Origin of the sequence: Paraburkholderia sp. 40 (genome assembly GCF_050434105.1) — a bacterium.
Taxonomy (GTDB): Bacteria; Pseudomonadota; Gammaproteobacteria; order Burkholderiales; family Burkholderiaceae; genus Paraburkholderia; species Paraburkholderia tuberum.
Genome location: NZ_JBNPVY010000004.1, coordinates 40,366 through 60,697, shown reverse-complemented (window position 1 = coordinate 60,697; position 20,332 = coordinate 40,366). Strand labels below are relative to the sequence as shown.

The following is a 20,332-nucleotide window of genomic DNA, read 5'->3' as shown; positions in this document are numbered from 1 at the left end:
CGCGTGACGTACGCAACGGGGCGCCGTTCAAACGTCGTTTCAACAATCCACCGGTGGAGGCACCATGCTTCGATACGCTGTGATTTTCTTCATCATCGCCATCATCGCCGCAGTGTTCGGCTTTGGAGGCATTGCCGCAGGCGCAACCGAAATCGCCAAGGTGTTGTTCTTCATCTTCCTGGTGATCTTCCTCGTCACCCTGCTGATGGGCGTGATCCGACGCTGACGGCTGCATACAGCGTTCGGTGAATTCACGCCTCGCCCGATGCGAACCGGCCACGCTGCGTGGGTACCGCGTTGAGGATTGCGCGGCCGCTGTCGCCGTTGCAATACTTGCCGCAGCAGATTGCAATAGTTGCCGAAGCATCGGGCGCTTCAACTCCGCTTTCCTTCCGCTTCCTTTCTCCGTATGCCGGAGGCGTATGCGGCATCGCTTCAGGCCGCATACGCGATCTGCGGCGTCATGGAACGCGATCTGCTGCGTGGCCGGTTGCGGCGTATCGAGTGCGAGTTGCGCATAGCCACGCATCGCGGCCCAATGTTCGGCGAACGCGATCAGTAACGTGCCGATGCCGCGCCCCTGCCATGCGGGATCGACCGCGAACTGAGGCAGGCTCGCGACATCGCCGTGCCGGTATAGCTCGCACGATGCTTCGCCATCCGAAGCATAAAGCGTCATCGTGCCGACGATGTGTCCTTCATACACGGAGACATGGCAATCGCCACGCAGCACGCGCTCGCGGGTCGTCTCGATGGTTTGATCCACGCACGTGCAGTTGAGCCCCTGCGCGCCGAGCGGCGCAAACGCGCGATGCAGCAGCGCCGTCAATGCGACGAACGAATCGCGCGGCGCGTCGAGGCGCCTGAGTTCGACGTGGCCGGCGCCACGACACACATAGCGGACCGGAACGGATTGCGGATGGCTTGCGCGACGCTTCACGTTGAGCACCTCGTACTGACTGGATGCCCGAAGTGTAGGGTTGGCCCGTGAGCGTCTCGAGAAAAAATGTCGCAAATACTCAGGCCGATCAGCCGTCGTTCACGAGATGTTTTCGGCCTCGTACAGACGACGGCCCGCCGCATCCTTGCTGCCGAGGATCGGCTGAAAGTCGATCGGCCACTGGATGCCGATGTCGGGATCGGACCACAGCAGGCAGCGCTCGAGCTCGGGGAACCAGTACTCGGTGGTCTTCCACATGCATTCGGCGACATCGGACAGCACGACGAAGCCGTGCGCGAAACCGGGCGGCACCCAGATCTGCCGCTGGTTGGCTTCGCTCAGATACTCGCCGTTCCATTTGCCGAAGTTCGGTGAGTTCAGGCGCACGTCGACCGCGACGTCGAAGATCTCGCCGCGCACGACGCGCAGCAGCCGCCCCTGGGGACGCTGCACCTGGTAGTGCAAGCCGCGCAGCACGCCATGCACGGCGCGCAGATGGCGGTCCTGCACGAAGTTGAAACCCTGCGCGACGTCGTCCGAAAACTCGTCCGCGCTGAAACTCTCGAAGCAGAAGCCGAACTCGTCAATGAACACTTCCGGCTCGATGAGTTTCACCTCCGGCAATACCGTCGCCATGACCCTGTTGCCCATCGCCACTGTGCTCGTAAAAAAGCTGGCCAGCGAACCTACGGCCGCTCTCGCGACCGCGTCCGACAGACGAGGCGCGCCCGCAACGCGGGCGCCCTATCGCATGCTAAGGATACATGCTACGCCTCAGTGGCCGCCCGGCTGCGAGCGCGATACTCGGTTGGCGACAAAGCCATACGCTTGCGGAAAATTTTCGCGAGACGATCGCCGTTGCCGGTGCCGCTGCGACGCGCGATCTTGTCGACCGGCAATTCGGTCTCGGTCAGGAAGTTGCACGCGATACGCAGCCGCACCTGCAGCAGGTAGTCCGACGGCGTGATCTGCATCTCGTGCTTGAAACGGCGCAGGAAATTGCGCTCGCTCATTGCGGCGACCTGCGCCGCATCGGCGACCGAGACCGGACGGTCGCAGTTGGCCTCCATCCAGCGTGCGGCCGCGCGAATCTTTTCGGCGACGCTCAGCGTGCCGCCCTCGGCCGGCAGCGGCACCCACGTCGCAGCCATGCCGGGCATCACGCGATCGGCGACGCTGCGCGCAAGCTCGGCGCCCAGGTCGCGCTTGATGAACATCAGCGCGCTGCGGGCGCAGTCGTGACGGTCGTTGGCCGCGCTGAACGCGCCTTCGCTGGCGCTCGCGCCCGGATAGCGGCTCATCAGGCCGTCATGCTCGGTCGGGCCGGCCGCTTCGAGCACGAGGCGCCCCTCGCCGATCGTTTCGATCGCGCGTGTGCGCGATTGCACGGCGCGCAGCCAGTTCAGCAGCCGTTCGTCGCGCGCGGCCACGTGGGCGCCGTAGCCGCCAGCGATGAACAGCACGTCGAAACCGCCGCCAAAGCGCGTGTCGATGCGGTCAGTCCAGATGCGCGCCAACGACGAACTGGCGACATTGCCGCCGTCCATCGAGAGGAACTGCACTTCGTAGGGCGGATCTTCGCCCGCTCGCGTGCCCGCGAACTCGTTGGCGGTCTGGAACATTTCCACGACGGTACCGGGGCCGAGCAGCCAGAAGCCGTCGAACAGCAGAATGCCGATTCGCCGCGCTGCAGTACGGACGTTCAAAGTGGGCGTGTGTAGCCACGTAATTCTTGTTGTATCAAGGTGCATGTGCGGCATGATCTTCCCCAAACGGTCATACGTTGCGGACCCCGATTTGCCCCGCCATCAGACGGAACGAGAGAATGCGTTATTACGGCGGAAAAACAGACTCTCGCCGCATAAAGGATTAAGCGTGATGTTAGCGGAATGGATCGCTATAGTAAATTTGAAAAACAAATTTCATCACGACAGCCCATGTCTGAGGAAAAGCGGTTATTGAGCGATTGATATGAGCGCGCGACACGCCGGGCAACTATGCAAGCCGCGCGAAGAGCTTGAGGAGATCTTACCGCAAAGCCTTGATGGACGGCACTCTCGCGCATTCTGACAAAGTTGCCGATAATGCGAAGCCCGGCCATTGCGCGTTCCCGAGTACGTTTCTTGCGCAGTTCAAAAATGTTTCAATTGTGAACTGCTTATCGCCCTATTATGTCCGGGCAATTCGGTGCTTTATTCGCAAAGCGTAAATTTATTGCCCGCGGCATTAGGCATTTCCGTGGCATTCGCTCCGCACCACAAATTAATATCCAAATGCTGATTTATCGGGGGTTCTAAAAATGTTTCTATTTTGAAACATCGCTGGCCTCTTTCGTATGATTTAAACGCGCGCATGCGCCGCATTGATCGAGCCTCAGATGATTGGATGCAGCGCAGCAATGATGTGTGGCGGACACGCGACGAAGCGCCGGCCGTTACAACCTGCGAAATTGCAACGGCATACCTGATGCGCGCGTCTGGGAATGCGAGCAAACAGTCGGCTGGGGAACGGCATCGCGGCGCGCAACGGCCGCGCCACCGCTCGTCACCGTGCCTCAGCCATTCGTCCCTTCGCCGGCCAGCGTCGACGTAGCGGCCGTGCGCGCGAGCACCGGTCGGAGAGCCGCGCCGGTATGACTCGCGGCCACGTGTGACAGGCTTTCCGGATCCGTTGCCGCAACGATCGTACCGCCGCCCACGCCGCCCTCCGGACCGAGGTCGATGATCCAGTCCGCCTCGGCGATCACGTCGAGATCGTGCTCGATGACGACGACGCTATGCCCGCCATCCACGAGCCGGTGCAGCACACGAATCAGCTTCGCGACGTCCGCCATGTGCAGCCCGACCGTCGGCTCGTCCAGCACGTACAGCGTGTGCGGCGGCTTCTGGCCACGCCGCGTGATGTCGTCGCGCACCTTGCTCAGCTCGGTGACGAGCTTGATGCGCTGCGCCTCGCCGCCCGACAGCGTCGGCGACGGCTGGCCGAGCGTCAGATAGCCGAGCCCGACGTCTTTCATCAGTTGCAGCGGATGCCCGATGTTCGTAATCGACGCGAAGAACTCGACCGCTTCGTCGATTTCCATGGTCAGCACGTCGCCGATGTTCTTGCCGCGCCACGTGACCGCGAGTGTCTCCGGATTGAAGCGCTGGCCGTGGCAGACGTCGCACGGCACCTTCACGTCGGGCAGGAAGCTCATGCCGATCGTGCGCACGCCCTGGCCCTCGCATGCGGGGCAACGGCCCTCGCCCGTGTTGAACGAGAAACGCGACGCGGTATAGCCGCGCGCGCGCGCCTCCAGCGTGCCCGCGAACAGCTTGCGGATCGCATCCCACACGCCGATGTAGGTGGCGGGACACGAACGCGGCGTCTTGCCGATCGGCGTCTGATCGACTTCCAGCACGCGGTCGATGCTTTCCCAGCCGGTGACTGAATCGCAGCCCTGCCATATGTGCGTGACGTTCAGCGGCGCGCGCGGCGCCGAGCGCGCGAGCACGCTCGAACGCCGGTTCGCGGCCGGCTTCTCCTCGGCGGCCGCACGCGCGCGGCGCGTCGCCGGCGACGACAGCACCGAGCGCCCGACCGCATCGAGCAGATTGGTCATTAGCACGTCGCGCGCGAGCGTCGACTTGCCGGAGCCGCTGACGCCCGTCACCGCGACAAGCCGCGCGAGCGGAATGCCGACCGTCACGTCGCGCAGGTTATGCAGCTTGCCGCCATGCACGGTCAGCCAGTTCTCCGGCACCGCGGCCGCACGCTCGCCCGGCGCGACGACCTCGCGGCGCGGCTGCAGCGGATGCACGATCGGCTGCGCGAGGAAACGGCCGGTCAGCGAATCGGGCTGCGCGGACAGGTCCGCGACGCTGCCCTGCGCGATCAGCTTGCCGCCGCGCTTGCCCGCGCCCGGCCCGATATCGATGATGTGATCCGCGCGCCGGATCGTATCTTCGTCATGCTCGACGACGACGAGCGTATTGCCCTTGTCGCCGAGCTTGCGCAGCGCGTTCAGCAGAATCTGGTTGTCGCGCGGATGCAGACCGATGGTCGGCTCGTCGAGCACGTAACACACGCCCTGCAAATTGCTGCCTAGCTGCGCAGCGAGCCGGATGCGCTGCGCTTCGCCCCCCGACAAACTCGGCGCCGCGCGATCGAGGCTCAGATAGCCGAGCCCGACTTCTTCGAGGAACTGCAGCCGGCTGCCGATTTCGCTGACCACGTCGCGCGCGATTTCGGCGTCGCGGCCCGTCATCCGCAGCGTATCGATCCACGCACGCGTGTCGGACACGGTCCATTGCGCGACGTCGACGATCGCCTGCGAGTCGAACGTGACCGCGCGCGCGACCGGATTCAGACGCGTGCCCGCGCAATCCGGACACGGCTCGTCGACGAGTCCTTCCGGTTCCTGCTCCTCCGAGGGAAGGCTCTGCTCGCGACCGCGATTGTCGTCGACGACGATCGTGTCGTCGTACGCGGCCCGCTGCTCGCGCGTCAGCGACAGCCCCGTGCCGACGCAGCTCGTGCACCAGCCATGCTTGCTGTTGTACGAGAACATGCGCGGATCGAGCTCGGGGTAGCTCGTGCCGCACACCGGACACGCGCGCTTCGTCGACAGCACCTTCACGTCGCCGAGCTTCGCGGTGGACTCGCCGCCGTTGAGCGCGTCGTGCAGACCATCGAGCGGCGCGAGCAGATGCATGATGCCTTTACCGATGTCGAGCGTCTGATCGAGCGCTTCGCGCAGCTCCGCTTCATGATCGGCCGAGATGACGAGGTCAGCGACTGGCAGCTCGATCGTGTGCTCGCGGAAGCGATCGAGCTTCGGCCACGGATCGACCGGCACGAACTCGCCGTCCACACGCAGATGCGTATTGCCGCGCGCTTTTGCCCATTTCGCGAGATCTGTATAGACGCCCTTGCGGTTCACGACGAGCGGCGCGAGGAAGCCGACATGCTGGCCCTTGTGATCGCGCAGCAACTGCGCCGCGATCGATTCGGCGCTTTGCGACGTGACCGGCGTGCCGTCGTGAATGCAGTGCTGCAAGCCGAGCTTCACGTACAGCAGACGCAGGAAGTGCCACACCTCCGAGGTCGTGGCGACGGTACTTTTGCGACCGCCGCGCGAGAGCCGCTGCTCGATCGCGACGGTCGGTGGAATGCCATACACCGCGTCGACTTCGGGCCGTCCGGCTGGCTGCACGATCGAGCGGGCATACGCGTTCAGCGATTCGAGGTAGCGCCGCTGACCTTCATGGAACAGGATGTCGAACGCGAGCGTCGATTTGCCCGAGCCCGACACGCCGGTGATCACGTTGAACTTGCCGTGCGGAATGTCGACGTCGAGCGCCTTCAGGTTGTGCTCGCGCGCGTTGACGATGCGCACGACGTCCTCGCCTTCGATCGCGCGACGTGCGCGGGCCGCGCTCAGGGCCTTCTGCAGCGGGATGCCCTGGGGCTCCGCCGCGGTTGCGGTGTCCATCGCGCGGTCGTATTGCAGCAACGCCTCGCCGGTATGCGATTCGGCGCACGCTTTCACTTCGTCCGGCGTGCCCGCGCACAACACGCGGCCACCGCCGTCGCCGCCTTCGGGACCGAGGTCGATGATCCAGTCGGCCGCGCGGATCACGTCGAGATTGTGCTCGATCACGATCAGCGAATGACCGCTCGCGAGCAGCTTGCCGAACGCCTGCATCAGCTTCGCGATGTCGTCGAAATGCAGACCCGTGGTCGGTTCGTCGAACATGAACAGACGCTTCGCGATCACCTGCTTCGCGCCGCGTGCGCCGCGCGCCTGTGCCGACTCCGCGAGAAAGCCCGCGAGCTTGAGCCGCTGCGCCTCGCCGCCCGACAGCGTCGGCACGGGCTGGCCGAGCTTCACGTATTCGAGCCCGACGTCGACGATCGGCTGCAGCACGCGTAATACTTCGGCGTCCTTCGCGAAGTACGCGGCAGCCTCGCTGACGGTCAGTTCGAGCACGTCGGCAATGCTCAATGCGCGCGCCGGCTGGCCTCGCTCGATCTTCACCTCCAGCATTTCCGCGCGATAACGACGCCCGTCGCAATCGGGGCAGCGCAGGTACACGTCGGAGAGGAACTGCATTTCGATGTGCTCGAAGCCCGAGCCGCCACAGGTCGGGCAGCGGCCGTCGCCCGAATTGAAGCTGAACATGCCGGGGCCGTAGCCGCGCTGTTGCGCGAGCGGTGCCTTCGCGAACAGCTTGCGGATTTCGTCGAACGCGCCGACGTAGCTGGCCGGATTCGAGCGTGCGGTCTTGCCGATCGGTGACTGGTCGACGAACACGACGTCGGTGACCTGGTCCGCGCCGTTCAGCGCCTTGAACGCGCCCGGCGCTTCGGTGGCGAGCCCGAAGTGGCGCGCCATCGCCGGATACAGCACGTCCTGCAGCAGCGTCGATTTGCCGGAACCCGACACGCCGGTCACGCAGACGAGCCGCTGCAATGGAATTTCGACCGTGACGTCGCGCAGATTGTGCTCGCTCGCGCCTTCGAGCACGATGCGCGGCGTGCTCGCGTCGACCGCGCGACGCAACCAGTGCGCGGCATCCGCGACATGGCGCCGGCCGCCGAGGTACTCGCCGGTCAGCGTGCCGGTCGAGCGAATCGCCTCGGGCGCGCCGTCGAAAATGATCGAGCCGCCGCGCTCGCCCGGTCCCGGACCCATGTCGATGAGCCGGTCCGCCGCGAGCATCACCGACGGATCATGCTCGACCACGACCAGCGTATTGCCCGCGTCGCGCAGCCGGTGCATCGCTTCGACGATGCGGTTCAGGTCGCGCGGGTGCAGGCCGATGCTCGGCTCGTCGAGCACGAACAGCGTCTTGGTCAGCGACGTGCCGAGCGCGGTGGTCAGGTTGATACGCTGCACCTCGCCGCCCGACAGCGTGCGGCTTTGCCTGTCGAGCGTCAGATAGCCGAGACCGACGTCGCATAGATACTTGAGGCGCGTGCGCACTTCGGCGAGCAGCAGCTTCAGCGCGTCGTCGAGCAACGCGCTCGGCAGCGTGATGTCGTCGAAGAAGCGGCGGATGCGCTCGATCGGCATCAGCATGAGATCGTGCACGGTCAGGCCCGGCAACGCTTCGAGCTGCGCGCGCGACCACTTCACGCCGCGCGGCATGAAGCGCTGCGCGGGCGCGAGCACGGCGTTCGCATTGGTCTTGCTGCCGAGGCGCCACAGCAGCGATTCGGTTTTCAGACGCGCGCCGCCGCAGGTTTCGCACGGCGTGTAGCTGCGGTATTTCGACAGCAGCACGCGGATATGCATCTTGTACGCCTTCGATTCGAGATAGTCGAAGAAGCGTTTGACGCCGTACCAATGCGTCTGCCACTTGCCGTTCCAGTCCGGCGAGCCGTTGATGACCCAGTTGCGTTCGCGCTCGCTGAGCTCGCCCCACGGCGTGTCGCGGCGGATGTCGGCTTTCGCCGCGTAGCGCATCAGGTCGTCCTGGCACTCCTTCCACGCGGGCGTCTGCATCGGCTTGACCGCACCTTCGCGCAGCGTCTTGCGCGCGTCGGGGATCACGAGACCGAGGTCGACGCCGATCACGCGGCCAAAACCGCGGCAGGCATCACAAGCGCCATAGGCCGAGTTGAACGAGAACAGCGCGGGCTGCGGATCGGCATAGCGCAGATCGCTTTCGGGGCTGTGCAAGCCGGTGGAGAAACGCCAGATGCGCGGCTCGACGGCTTCGGCCTGCGGCTCGTCCGAGGTAGCCGGCAGCACGTAAATATTGACGCGCCCGCCGCCGCGCTTCAGCGATGCCTCGATCGCCTCGATCGCGCGTGCTTTATCCACCGAGCGCAGCCGGAAGCGGTCGGCGACGACGTCGAGCAACTTGCGCTTGCCGGTCGGCGAATCGACTTCGCGCTGCGCCTGCACGCGCGTATAGCCGCTCGCCGACAACCACTGCTCGACCTCCTGCGCGGACGCCGACTCCGGCAGCTCGACCGGGAACGTGACGACGAGCCGCGGCTCCTCCTGCGCGGTGCGCTCGAGCAGTTCCGCGTAGATCGTCTCCGGCGTGTCGTGCCGCACCAGATACGCGCTCTGGCGGTCGAACAGCTCGGCCGCGCGCGCGTACAGCAGCTTCAGGTGATCGTTGAGCTCGGTCATCGTGCCGACCGTGGAGCGCGAGCTGCGCACCGGGTTGGTCTGGTCGATCGCGATGGCGGGCGGCACGCCGTCGACGCGGTCGACCTGCGGCCGATCCATCCGGTCGAGGAACTGGCGCGCGTACGCGCTGAAGGTTTCGACGTAGCGGCGCTGGCCTTCCGCATACAGCGTGTCGAACACGAGGCTCGACTTGCCCGAGCCCGACGGCCCCGTGACGACCGTCATTTCGCCGGTGCGCACGTCGAGGTCGACGTTTTTCAGGTTGTGCTGGCGGGCGCCGCGAATGCGGATCGTGCCCTGGATCTTGTTGCCGCTCGGGTTGCCGCCTTGGGGAGTGTCAGCGAGGGTGTCAAGGGTTGCGTCGTTGGAGGACAATTTTTCCGACCGTCTGAAGGAGTGGGTCACCTCTCACGGCCGGCTCTCGCGACCGCGCAAGTTCGGTGCAGCCGGGTCGGCGCGAGGAGCGCCCGGAAGCCTGGCTGTAGGGGGATACTATACTGTATGTTTATACAGGTGCGACCTGCAAAGTCGCTATCGCAACTGTCCTGCCGATAGCATCTGGTCGGACAGGACCTGCTGTTCTGCCAGCAGTAGCCTACTTGATCGTGCGTCACTGGTAACGGTGGGGTGCGGAGCTTCAAGGACAACGACCGAGGCGTTAAGCCTAGCTGGAGCTGCGAGGCGAAAGCGACACCTGCAAGCATCGATGCGGGAAGCGGAAGGGCTCGGATGGCGTGGCTAACGTAAGTGAACTCTCGCAAGCGTCGTGAAAACAGTCCAGCCAAAGATGCTGACAGGCTGAGGGCAAAAGCTAAGCGACCGGGTGCATTCAGTCTGTTGGGGATGCACGCAGACACTGCGTCGTCGGCGTAAAGAGGGAGCCGCTGCCATCTTGTGGTGATAGCGGAACAGGGTAAGCCCATCTCGCCGCCCTCCGGGGCAGGCCGACCGCAAGGGAGGCTGTTGGCGAAGTGGGTAAAGGAGGTTGGAGAAAGCGAATGCCAGACTGTAATGGCCTGGATACGAGCTGGAACATTGCTCGACACGAAAGTGGGCAGACTTCCAACTGGTCTCTCATCACGAGATAGCTTGCGTAATCTTTGAAGGCGAGAAAGCAAATGAACGGGCAGTCAACGTGTGCGCTGGCCGACCGGGGCGCGTCGTGGCACAGCATCGACTGGGACACCGCTCACGCCACGGTCAAAAGAATGCAGGCACGTATCGTGAAGGCAACACAGGAAGGTCGCTGGAACAGGGTCAAGGCCCTGCAACGGCTGCTGACCACCTCGTTCTACGGCAAAGCTTTAGCCGTTAAACGGGTTACGGAAAACAAGGGCAAACGTACACCGGGCGTCGACAAGGTACTCTGGTCGACACCGGATGCCAAATACATGGCGATAGACTCGCTAAAGCGGAGCGGCTACCAACCGATGCCGCTTAAACGTGTCTACATCCCGAAGAGTAATGGCAAGCTGCGCCCACTGAGTATCCCTACGATGCGCGACCGGGCGATGCAGGCCCTACACCTGCTCGCCCTCGATCCCGTATCCGAAACGATCTCAGATGCGCAATCCTATGGATTCCGCAAAGAACGATCCACACACGACGCGATAGCACAATGCTTCCTGAACGCCCGCTACCACGGCAACCCAAAGGATCGGGGCGCACGGGTTTCGGCACAGTGGATCCTTGAAGCGGACATCCGCGGCTGCTTCGACAACATTGACCATACGTGGCTTCTACAGCACGTGCCGATGGATAAGGCCGTGTTGGCGAAATGGCTTAGGGCCGGTTACCTGAAGGACGGCACATTCGCGAAAACAACCGAAGGCACACCACAAGGCGGCATCATCAGCCCTGTGCTCGCCAACTTCGCGTTGAATGGGCTGGACAAGGCTATATCGTCCGCCTTCAAGAATGCATCGCAGCGTGCGGCCCACAAGGTCAATCTCGTGCGATATGCCGACGACTTCGTCATCACTGGTTTGAACCGGGAAGTGCTGCAAGACATCATCACACCGGCTGTCACCACGTTTCTCGCATCACGGGGACTGGAACTCGCTCCAGAGAAAACGAAGATCACCCATCTCACAGAAGGTTATGACTTCCTTGGCCAGAACATCCGGCGATATGGCGACAAACTGCTTATCAAACCGGCGCGGAAGAATGTGCAGTCCTTCCTGCAAAAGGTCCGGGACGTCATTCGAAGGCTATGGTCAGCGCCGCAACACTCGTTGATCGACGCCCTCAATCCAGTGATAACAGGCTGGGCTAACTACCACCGCCACATTGTTGCGCAGGAAACCTTCTCCAAGGTGGACAGCCATATCTGGTACGCCATATGGCAATGGGCGAAGCGACGCCACCCAAAGAAGCCTCCAGAGTGGGTTATGCGACGTTATTTCCACCAGATCGGTCTGCGGCGCTGGGTCTTCGGCGCCTCTACCGAACAACTGGACGAAAGCGGACGCCCCCTGCTCCGGATACTTCGGACGGCAGCTAGCGTCCCCATCGAACGGCATCCGAAAATCCAGTCGGACGCCAACCCATACGATCGTACGTGGCACCCCTACTTCGCGCAGCGTGCTGCGATCCGAAGCCGGGTCTCCCGCGCACGGCGGACGGGCCACGGCCGCAGCTAGACCGCGCGCTGTCATGACGCAGGTACAGAAGGCCCTGTCGGTACGTTGTGCCGCCGGGTTAGTTCAACCACTGGCCTTACAGAGGCTTGAGCCGTATGCGGGGAAACTCGCCCGTACGGTTCTTAGGGGGCGGCGGCGCAGCAATGCGTCGCTGCTACCCGACTTTTCCATGACGGGCTCGGGCGCGCCTTGACCTCCGGATCGGCGGCGATGCGCAAACGGCTGCGCCGCGGTCGCGCTGCCTGACTAGCCGAGCGCGCTTTCAACCCGCGAGCACCCGGTCGCATCCGGCGTCGCGCAACCCGCCGGGGCTACGCGTGCGACACCGTCGCCAAGCGCATACGCAACGCAGCGCCTCGCCAGCACGTCGGTCGGATCGACCAGCCGCACCACGCGCCCGCCCGGACACGCGAGCACCGGTTCGCGCAACAGCAACGGCAACTCCGTGCACGCGAGCACGATCACCTGCACGCCCTGCGCGACCAGATCGTCGACGGCCGCCGCGAGGTCGTCGCAACAGTCGCCCGACGTGTGCCCCGCCTTCACGCCGCGCGGGCCGTAGATCGCGTTCATCAGACGCGCTTGCGCAGTGGCGGACGGCGCGATCTGCGCCAAGCCGCGCGCGTCGAGCGCCTGTTCGTAGACGCGGCTCGCGAGCGTGCCCGAGGTGGCCAGCACGCCCACTTCGCGCAGACCCGGAACGGTCTCGCGCAGATAATCGGCGGTACAGGTCAGCATATTGACGATCGGCACGCGCAGCGCCGGCTGGAGCCGCTCGACGAACGCATGCGCGGTATTGCACGGAATCGCGATCAGATCCGCGCCGCCGTCCTCGAGCGTCTTGCAGGCCGCGTATAGCGCGAGGGTGGGATCGTCGCCGCGCTCGAGCAGCGCCGCGGTGCGGTCGGGGATCTGCGGATTCTGCTCGACCATGATCCGGATATGGTCCTGGTCGCGCGCGGCCGGCGTGTTGCGCACGAGCTTGGCCATGAAATCGACGGTCGCGGCCGGCCCGATGCCGCCGACCACGCCGAGGCGGAAGGCCCGCTCCGGCTGCGTGTACTGCGCCGCCGCGACATAGCGCGCATACACCTGGTTCGTATCGACGAGCGGCACCTCGATGCGCCCGAGCGCGCGCAGCACGAGGCCGATCTCCGCGAGCCCCGGCACGATCACGTCGACGCCCTGCGCGACCAGATCCGCGCACGCCGCGCGCAACAGCTCGACGGGCCGCCCGTGCAGGCGCCCATCGCGGATGCCCCCGACACCAAAGACGGCGCTCGTCACGCCGTCGAAACCGGTGTCGTTGCGCGGATAGCACACGTCGAACTGCCCGGCTTCGAAGTAGCGCTCGAACAGGCCGTTCGCGCGAATCGCCGCCGACGTCAGCACGCCGATTCGGCGCGCCGACGGATAGGTGCGCCGCACGTGCGCTGACAACGCGGTCATGATGTTGGCGACCGGCACGGTGACGTTGGCCGCGAGTTCGTCGATGAAGGTATGGCTCAGAAAGCATGGCAGCACGATCGCGTCGACGCCGCGTTTTTCGAACGCGCGCATCGTGTCGAACACGTGGATCTTGAACTGCGGGTCCGTCGCCTCGGGCGCGGCGGGCCCCTGCCACGCGCGCGGTTCGAAAATCAGATCGAAGGGGCGCGCGGCGCCTGGCCGGCGCGACGCCGTGCTCATCCGGCTGAGGATGTCGGCACTGGCGAACTGCGCCGCGCCCGTCGCCACACCCAGCGAACGAAAACGATTCATGATCAGATCCCCCGGTCGTTCTGTGCGTCCACCCTCGATCACGGGCGGCTTTCTGCGCTCTTGAGAATGACATTATGCGAGGCGCACATGTCCAGGCGTTAACCACGAAAACGTATTCCTTTGCGTTTTTCGCTCCCTCAGCTCACCGGCTCGAACATCTCCCGCAGCCACTGCGCGAACACCCGCACGCGCGACGACAACTGCCGGTTCTGCGGATACAGCACCGACACCGGTATCGGTGGCGGCGGATAGTCCGCCAGAATGACCCGCAGCCGCCCCGCCGCCAACTCGCCATCCACGCGGTAACGCGGTACCTGCACGATGCCGAGCCCGGCGAGGGCCGCGCCCGTGTACAGTTCGGCGCCGCTGACCGACACCGCCGACGGCAGCACGAGCGCGGTATCCCGCCCGTCGACGCGGAATTCGAGCGGCACCGGCTTGCCGGTCGCGCTCGACACGTAGTTGACCGCGCGATGCGTCGACAGCGCGGCAGGATCGGCCGGCTCGCCATACGTGGCCAGATACGCGGGACTCGCGACCGTCACCTGCTGCAGTTGCGCGACGCGCCGCCCGACCATCGACGAATCCTGCAGCACGCCCGCGCGCAGCACGCAATCGATGCCCTCGCGCACGAGGTCGACGAGCCGGTCGTCCTCGCCGATCATCAGCTCGATGTCGGGAAAGCGCGCGAGAAACGCGGGCAGCGCCGGCACCACGAAGTGCCGCGCGAGCGTGCCCTGCACGTTCACGCGCAACAGCCCCTTCGGCGCGAGATGGGAAAACGCCCCCTCGGCCTCCTCCATATCGGCGATCAGGCGCACACAGCGCTGGTAGTGCGCTTCACCGTCTGGCGTGAGCCGCACCGTGCGGGTCGTGCGTTCGAGCAACCGCGCGCCGAGCCGCTGCTCGAGGCGCTTCATCAGGTTGGTGACGGTCGCGCGCGGAATTTGCAGATCGTCGGCGGCGCGCGTGAAGCTCTGGCGCTCGGCGATCCGCACGAATACGCGCATTTCCTCGAAACGGTCCATATTGGGGATTATTAAAGTAAATGGAATGACGATGGCGAGTCTAACCGGATTATCTCTGCGCGCAAAGCGTTCATGATTCACCTCACCGATCCACCACCTTCTATGAGGAAACCAGTCATGAGCACGAACCCACAACCGAAAGTCGCCATCGTCACGGGCGCATCGCGCGGCATCGGCATGGCGATCGCACAGCGGCTCGCGAACGACGGCTACGCGGTCGCCGTCAACTACGCATCGAGCGCGGGCGAAGCCGACGCGCTCGTCGGCGCGATCCGCGAAGCTGGCGGCAAGGCGGTCGCGGTGCAAGCCGACGTGTCGAAGCCCGACGACGTGCGTCGCATGTTCGAGATCACCGAACGCGAACTCGGCAAGGTGGATGTGCTCGTCAACAACGCGGGCGTGATGAAGCCCACGCCGCTCGCCGACACGCCCGACGCACTCTACGACCAAACCTTCGACACCAACGTGCGCGGCACCTTCAACACGCTGCGCGAAGCGGCCGCGCGCCTGAACGACGGCGGGCGCATCGTCAATTTCTCGACCAGCGTGCTCGCGCTGAACCTGCCCGGCTATGGCATCTACACGGCGACCAAGGCAGCCGTCGAAGCGTTCACGCGTGTGTTCGCGAAGGAACTGCGCGGGCGCAACATCACAGTGAATGCGGTCGCGCCGGGACCGATCGCGACCGCGCTGTTCCTCGAAGGCAAGACCGACGAGCAGATCGAGACGTTCGCGAAGATGCCGCCGCTGCAACGCCTCGGCGAGCCGGAAGACGTGGCGGGCGTGGTCGCGTTTCTGGTCGGCCCGGATGCGGGTTGGGTCAATGGGCAGGTATTGCGGGCCAATGGCGGTTTGGCTTGATGGGATGCGCTAGTCCAGCGTGCGGCCGCGCTGGACCAATGCATTGCGCCGGCTGCGGCGCCTGGAACGTGGTCGACCCGCCGCTCAAACCGCCTTTGGATTGCGTTCCGCGAAGCCTTCCTGATGCCAGTACGGATACGCGGGCCGCACCGTGCTGGCCGCATCGAGCTTCGCGACCTGCTCCGGCGTCAGATTCCAGCCGACCGCGCCGAGGTTCTGCCGCAGTTGCTCCTCGTTGCGCGCGCCGATCAACAGCGTCGCGACGGTCGGCCGTTGCAGCAGCCAGTTCAGCGCGATCTGCGGCACGGTCTTGCCGGTTTCGGCGGCAATTTCGTCGAGCGCGTCGAGCACGCGGAACAGATAGTCTTCCGGCACCGCCGGCCCCATGTCGGCGGTCTTGTGCAGACGGCTCGTCTCCGGCAGCGGCTGGCCGCGCTTGAGCTTGCCGGTGAGGCGGCCCCAGCCGAGCGGGCTCCACACCACGGCACCGACGCCCTGGTCGACGCCGAGCGGCATCAGCTCCCACTCGTAGTCGCGCCCGACCAGCGAGTAGTAGGTCTGATTCGCGACATAGCGCGGATAGCCGTAACGGTCGGCGATATCGAGCGACTTCATCAGATGCCAGCCGGAGAAATTCGACACGCCGATATAGCGGATCTTGCCCGCGCGCACGAGGTCGTCGAGCGTGGACAGCACTTCGGGGATCGGCGTTTTCGCGTCGAAGCCGTGCAGCTGGAACAGGTCGATGTAATCGGTTTGCAGACGCTTGAGCGCTGAATCGACCGCCTGGATCAGATGGAAGCGCGACGAACCGACGCCGTTCGGATCGTCGTCGAAACGAAACGTCGCCTTGGTCGACAGGATCGCCTTGTCGCGCTTACCCTTCAGCGCCTCGCCGAGCACCGACTCGGACGCGCCCTTCGAATAGATGTCGGCGGTGTCGAACATCGTGACGCCCGCGTCGAAACAGATGTCGATCAGACGCCGCGCTTCGGCGACGTCGGTCGCGCCCCACGCCTCGAAAAATTCACCCTTGCCGCCGAACGTACCGGTGCCGAGACTCAGCACCGGCACCTTGAAACCCGATGCACCCAGATGTCTGTATTCCATTGAAGAACTCTCCGTGGCATTGCCGTCGATGAACGGAGGTTCAGTCTACGCGTCTGCGCCAAATGGCGTCACGAAGGCGGGGGCGCTCAGATCCGCCAATGCATCGCGCACGGCATCGATCACGCCGCCCCAATCGCCGAGCGCCGGTTGACGGAACAGACGTGCGGACGGATACCATGGCGTGTCGCTGCGTTCGAGCAACCAGCGCCAGCAGGTGTCGAAGCGGTTCAGGATCCAGACGGGTTTGTCGAGTGCGCCGGCCAGATGCGCGGTGGACGTGTCGACCGAAATCACCAGATCGAGACTGGCGACGAGCGCGGCGGTATCGGCGAAATCGTGCAGCAGCCCGGTGTAATCGGCGACGCGTTCACCGTAGGCGCTTTCGGCTAATTGCGGTGCGGCCGCGCCCTTCTGCACGCTGAAGAAGCGAACGTTCGGCACCTCGAGGAGCGGCGCGAGTTGCTCGAACGTGAGCGACCGACGCGCGTCGATCTTGCGCAGCTCGGCGATATGCGCGCGGTTCTCGCCGGCCCAGACGAGGCCGACTTTCAGCGGCCTGATTGCGTTGGCATCCGCGTTGATGTTGCCGTCGTGTTCGATCCGCTCACGCCATTCGCTGACGGCCGCCGGCTGCGCAAAAAGATACGGCGTCGCCGCCGGAATGCTCGCTTCGTTCGTGCCGAACGCAAGCGGCAAGCTCAGCAGCGGGCAATGACAATCGAACGGCGGCAACGGCTGCCCCGCTTCGATCAACTGATCGACACCATCGAGCGTCGATAGCAATCGCAACAACGCGCCCGGCGCTTCGAGCACGACCTTCGCGCCGAGCTTCGCAACGAGCGGCGCATAGCGGCAGAACTGCAACGTGTCGCCCAGGCCCTGCTCCGCATGCAGCAGAATCGTTTTGCCGTCGAGCGGAACATCGCCGAGCCACAACGGCTGCGCGAACGCGCGCCTGCCGGCCTTGATGCGGCTGCGCTCCCAACGCCATTCGTATTCGCGCCAGCCGGTATCGAACCGACCCATTTGCAGCAGGCACAGCGCCTGGTTCCAGTGCGTTTCGACCGACGCCGGATTCAACGCAAGCGCGCGCTGATAGCTCGACAACGCCTGTTCGCGCTGATTCAGATCGATCTGCGCGAGACCGAGGTTGTTCCATGCATCGACGAAAGCAGGCGCAAGTTCCAGCGCGCGTTGGTAGCAGTGTTGTGCTTCGTGCGGCTGGTTCAGATCGCCGAGCATGTTGCCGCGATTGCTCCACGCATCCGGATAGTTCGGCTGCAACGCGAGCGCCTGGTCGCAGCTATCGAGCGCATCGGCATAGCGGCCGAGATCGCGCAGCACGCATGCGCGATTGTTCCACGCCGGCGCAAACTCCGGCACGAGCGAAAGCGCGCGTTCGTAGCTCGCGAGCGCATCGAGTGGACGGTTCAGCGCCGCCAATGCGTTGCCGCGATTGTTCAACGCATCGGCGAATTTCGGCTGCATCGCGAGCGCCCGCTCGGCACACGCGAGCGCTTCGTCATGACGCTGCAACGCGTTCAGCGCATAGGCGAGATTCGAATGCACGGCCGGCTGTCTCGCGTTGACCACGAGCGCCTTCTTCAGCAGATCGACGCCTTCCTGCAAGCGGCCCGTTTGCAGCGCGAGTTCGCCGAGCCAGCGCAACGCATCGCCATGCTTCGGCTTCAGTTCGAGTATCTCGCGATACATCTGCTCGGCTTCGACGAGCGCGCCGTTCTGCTGGAGCGCGACGGCTTGTCGAAGCAGATGGTCCAACTGTTGCGGCAGACTGGCGTGCTTGCTCATGCGGTACCTGGAATCGGAGGCGCGACGAATCGTCGGAAGAAGCGCACGATTATCGCCGAAAAGCCCGGGTTCGAAGTACCGCCGCCTGCCGCGTAGCGACGTGACGCCGCCTATTGCGCGGCCACGGACAGATGCTTGCGCTTCGCGAGATCCTGCGCCATCGCATAGTGCTGCTGGATCGTCGGCAGCGCCTGTTTCGCGGCGGCCTTCAACGGCTCGTCGCGGCCCGCTGCGATTTCCGCCTGGAAAGCGGACAGCGCCTTCTGTTCACCCGCGAGCGCGACCTGCTCGATGTACACCTTGTCGAAGTCCGCGCCGCGCAGATGGTTGATGCTTGCGAGCACGGCCGCATCGGGATCGTTCTTCGGCACGTCGACACCGCGCGGACTCGCCGCGCGCAACGCGTCGGTGATCTTGGCGTCGTCGCTCGACACGCGCTCGGCGAAGGCCTTCACGTCGCGGTCGGCCGAACGCGCGGTGGCGATACGCGCGGCATCGCGCTGCGTCGCGACGGCTTGCGTGCCGTCCGCGATGAAGGTCTGGTCGGCGGCATGCAGGCGGCCCGTGTCCGTGGACGCGGCGCTCTGCGCGCTGGCCACCGAGGCGGCCGTCAGAAGACCACCGAAGCAGGCAACGGCGGCGATGCGGGCCAAAGCGACGGAAGGGACGGAAGGCAGGCGGATCATACGTTCTCCTTGAGGTGAAAGCATCTGAAAGCAAAACGACGGACACGTGTGCGCCGCGAACGAAGCGTGCGATGCAAAACGCTGCGGACTGCTTGCGAGCCCAGCGCCACGCTTTTATCGCTGCCGATTCTAGAAGCCACGCCGTCGGGCAGGTGAAACGCTACTGTCGCTTCTGTAACCTTAGGTAACCCTCATATGAATGCGCACACGTTTGCCGTATTCGCGTGAATCGCGCGCGCCGCTCGACGCTGCCACGCAGTGCTGAATTTTTCGCCATCGGCGCCGATAACCAGATACAGGGACCGCTCAGCACCGCTCAGCACCGCAATTCTGGAGAACGATTCCGATGGCAGACGACCACCGTGCCAATCACGAGCGCCACACCGAACGCAGCAACCTGACGAGCTCCAACAAGTTCGAGCTGCTGCTATACCGCCTCGGCCACGTGCCGGGCAGCGACGCGCACGAGTTGTATGGGATCAACGTGTTCAAGGTGCGCGAAATCTCGACGATGCCGACCGTCACGCCGATCGCCGGATCGTCGCCTTACGTGATGGGCGCGGTCGACATTCGCGGGCAGATCATCCCCGTGATCGATCTGCCGCGGTTGATGGGCTGCGAGCCGACGCGCGGCCTGAACATCCTGCTGGTCACCGAATTCGCGCGTTCGACGCAGGCCTTCGCGGTCGAGGAAGTCGACGAGATCGTGCGACTCGAATGGAACCAGGTGCTGTCGGCCGATGGCTCGGCGGGCGGCAAGCTCGTCACGAGCATCGCGCGCATCGACGGCAATACCGGCGACTCGCGGCTCGCCCAGGTGATCGACGTCGAGCAGGTGTTGCGCGACGTGTTCCCGTCGCAGCATCCGAGCGTCGATCCGGCCTCGGTCGGCCGGGCGCTCGGCATCCGCCGCGGCGCGAAGATCCTCGCCGCCGACGACTCCGGCTTCGCGCGCAAGCTGATCGAACAGGCGCTCGCCGCGATCGGCGCTGACTACATCATGACGAAGACCGGCGAGGAAGCGTGGCAGACGCTGCAGCAGGTCGCGCGCGAAGCGCAGAAAAACGGCGCGCGCGCCAAAGACACCATCGCGCTCGTATTGACCGATCTGGAGATGCCGGAGATGGACGGCTTCATGCTGACGCGCCAGATCAAGGCCGATGAACGCACGCGCGATATTCCGGTGATCATTCACTCGTCGCTGACGGGCGCGGCCAATGAGGCGCATGTGAAGAACGCGGGCGCCAACGGCTATGTCGCGAAGTTCGCGGCGAGCGAGCTCGCCGATGCGATCCGTGATGCGCTGGGTGCCGCGCCGGCGAAGGCGGCGGCGGCTTGAGGTCTGGGGTGTCGAGCAGTGAATCGGG

12 protein-coding genes and 1 pseudogene are annotated in these 20,332 nt (G+C 64.7%); 4 read left to right on the top strand and 9 right to left on the bottom strand.

Translation table 11 applies throughout. The features are described 5' to 3' along the window. Positions 1-64: 64 nt before the first annotated feature. A complete protein-coding gene (locus OKW28_RS22010; protein WP_013089029.1) occupies positions 65-226 on the top strand; it encodes a DUF1328 domain-containing protein in 162 nt (53 codons plus the stop codon). A gap of 249 nt (positions 227-475) precedes the next feature. On the opposite strand, the pseudogene OKW28_RS22005 reads toward OKW28_RS22010, so the two are convergent. The 4 genes and pseudogenes from OKW28_RS22005 to uvrA all read right to left on the bottom strand — a co-directional run. Further along, positions 476-733 (bottom strand): annotated as a pseudogene (locus OKW28_RS22005) (GNAT family N-acetyltransferase); the annotation flags it as partial. Positions 734-1,039: 306 nt separating this feature from the next. Then, on the bottom strand, positions 1,040-1,591 hold the full coding sequence (gene rfbC, locus OKW28_RS22000; protein ID WP_429448928.1) for a dTDP-4-dehydrorhamnose 3,5-epimerase: 552 nt from the start codon (positions 1,589-1,591) through the stop codon (positions 1,040-1,042). A gap of 116 nt (positions 1,592-1,707) precedes the next feature. Further along, on the bottom strand, positions 1,708-2,700 hold the full coding sequence (locus OKW28_RS21995) for a GlxA family transcriptional regulator (protein WP_429448926.1): 993 nt from the start codon (positions 2,698-2,700) through the stop codon (positions 1,708-1,710). A 794-nt stretch (positions 2,701-3,494) separates the two neighbouring features. After that, complete coding sequence (uvrA, locus tag OKW28_RS21990) at positions 3,495-9,443, bottom strand: excinuclease ABC subunit UvrA (RefSeq protein WP_429448924.1); 5,949 nt, start codon at positions 9,441-9,443, stop codon at positions 3,495-3,497. Positions 9,444-10,186: 743 nt separating this feature from the next. Here uvrA and ltrA point away from each other — a divergent pair. Further along, the gene (gene ltrA, locus OKW28_RS21985) at positions 10,187-11,710 is read left to right on the top strand and encodes a group II intron reverse transcriptase/maturase (RefSeq protein WP_429443081.1); all 1,524 of its coding nucleotides are present in this window, start codon (positions 10,187-10,189) and stop codon (positions 11,708-11,710) included. A 246-nt stretch (positions 11,711-11,956) separates the two neighbouring features. On the opposite strand, the gene OKW28_RS21980 is transcribed toward ltrA, so the two are convergent. Next, on the bottom strand, positions 11,957-13,471 hold the full coding sequence (locus tag OKW28_RS21980; RefSeq protein ID WP_429448922.1) for an amino acid racemase: 1,515 nt from the start codon (positions 13,469-13,471) through the stop codon (positions 11,957-11,959). A 137-nt stretch (positions 13,472-13,608) separates the two neighbouring features. Continuing rightward, positions 13,609-14,499 (bottom strand): LysR family transcriptional regulator, encoded by an 891-nt coding sequence (locus OKW28_RS21975; protein ID WP_429448920.1) that lies wholly within the window; start codon positions 14,497-14,499, stop codon positions 13,609-13,611. 117 nt (positions 14,500-14,616) lie between these two features. On the opposite strand from OKW28_RS21975, the gene OKW28_RS21970 reads away from it, so the two are divergent. After that, complete coding sequence (locus OKW28_RS21970) at positions 14,617-15,360, top strand: SDR family oxidoreductase (protein ID WP_429448918.1); 744 nt, start codon at positions 14,617-14,619, stop codon at positions 15,358-15,360. An 84-nt stretch (positions 15,361-15,444) separates the two neighbouring features. Here the strand turns inward: OKW28_RS21970 and OKW28_RS21965 are convergent, their stop codons facing one another. The 3 genes from OKW28_RS21965 to OKW28_RS21955 form a co-directional block, all read right to left on the bottom strand. Further along, positions 15,445-16,470, bottom strand: a complete 1,026-nt coding sequence (locus OKW28_RS21965; protein WP_429448916.1) for an aldo/keto reductase — start codon at positions 16,468-16,470, stop codon at positions 15,445-15,447. A 45-nt stretch (positions 16,471-16,515) separates the two neighbouring features. Then, positions 16,516-18,279: a tetratricopeptide repeat protein gene (locus OKW28_RS21960; protein WP_429448914.1), complete on the bottom strand. Its 1,764-nt coding sequence runs from the start codon at positions 18,277-18,279 to the stop codon at positions 16,516-16,518. Between the two features lie 110 nt (positions 18,280-18,389). Beyond that, a complete protein-coding gene (locus tag OKW28_RS21955) occupies positions 18,390-18,965 on the bottom strand; it encodes a DUF4142 domain-containing protein (protein ID WP_429448912.1) in 576 nt (191 codons plus the stop codon). A 346-nt stretch (positions 18,966-19,311) separates the two neighbouring features. Between OKW28_RS21955 and OKW28_RS21950 the strand changes: the two genes are divergently transcribed. Then, positions 19,312-20,304 (top strand): chemotaxis protein, encoded by a 993-nt coding sequence (locus OKW28_RS21950; RefSeq protein ID WP_429448910.1) that lies wholly within the window; start codon positions 19,312-19,314, stop codon positions 20,302-20,304. Positions 20,305-20,332 lie beyond the last annotated feature (28 nt).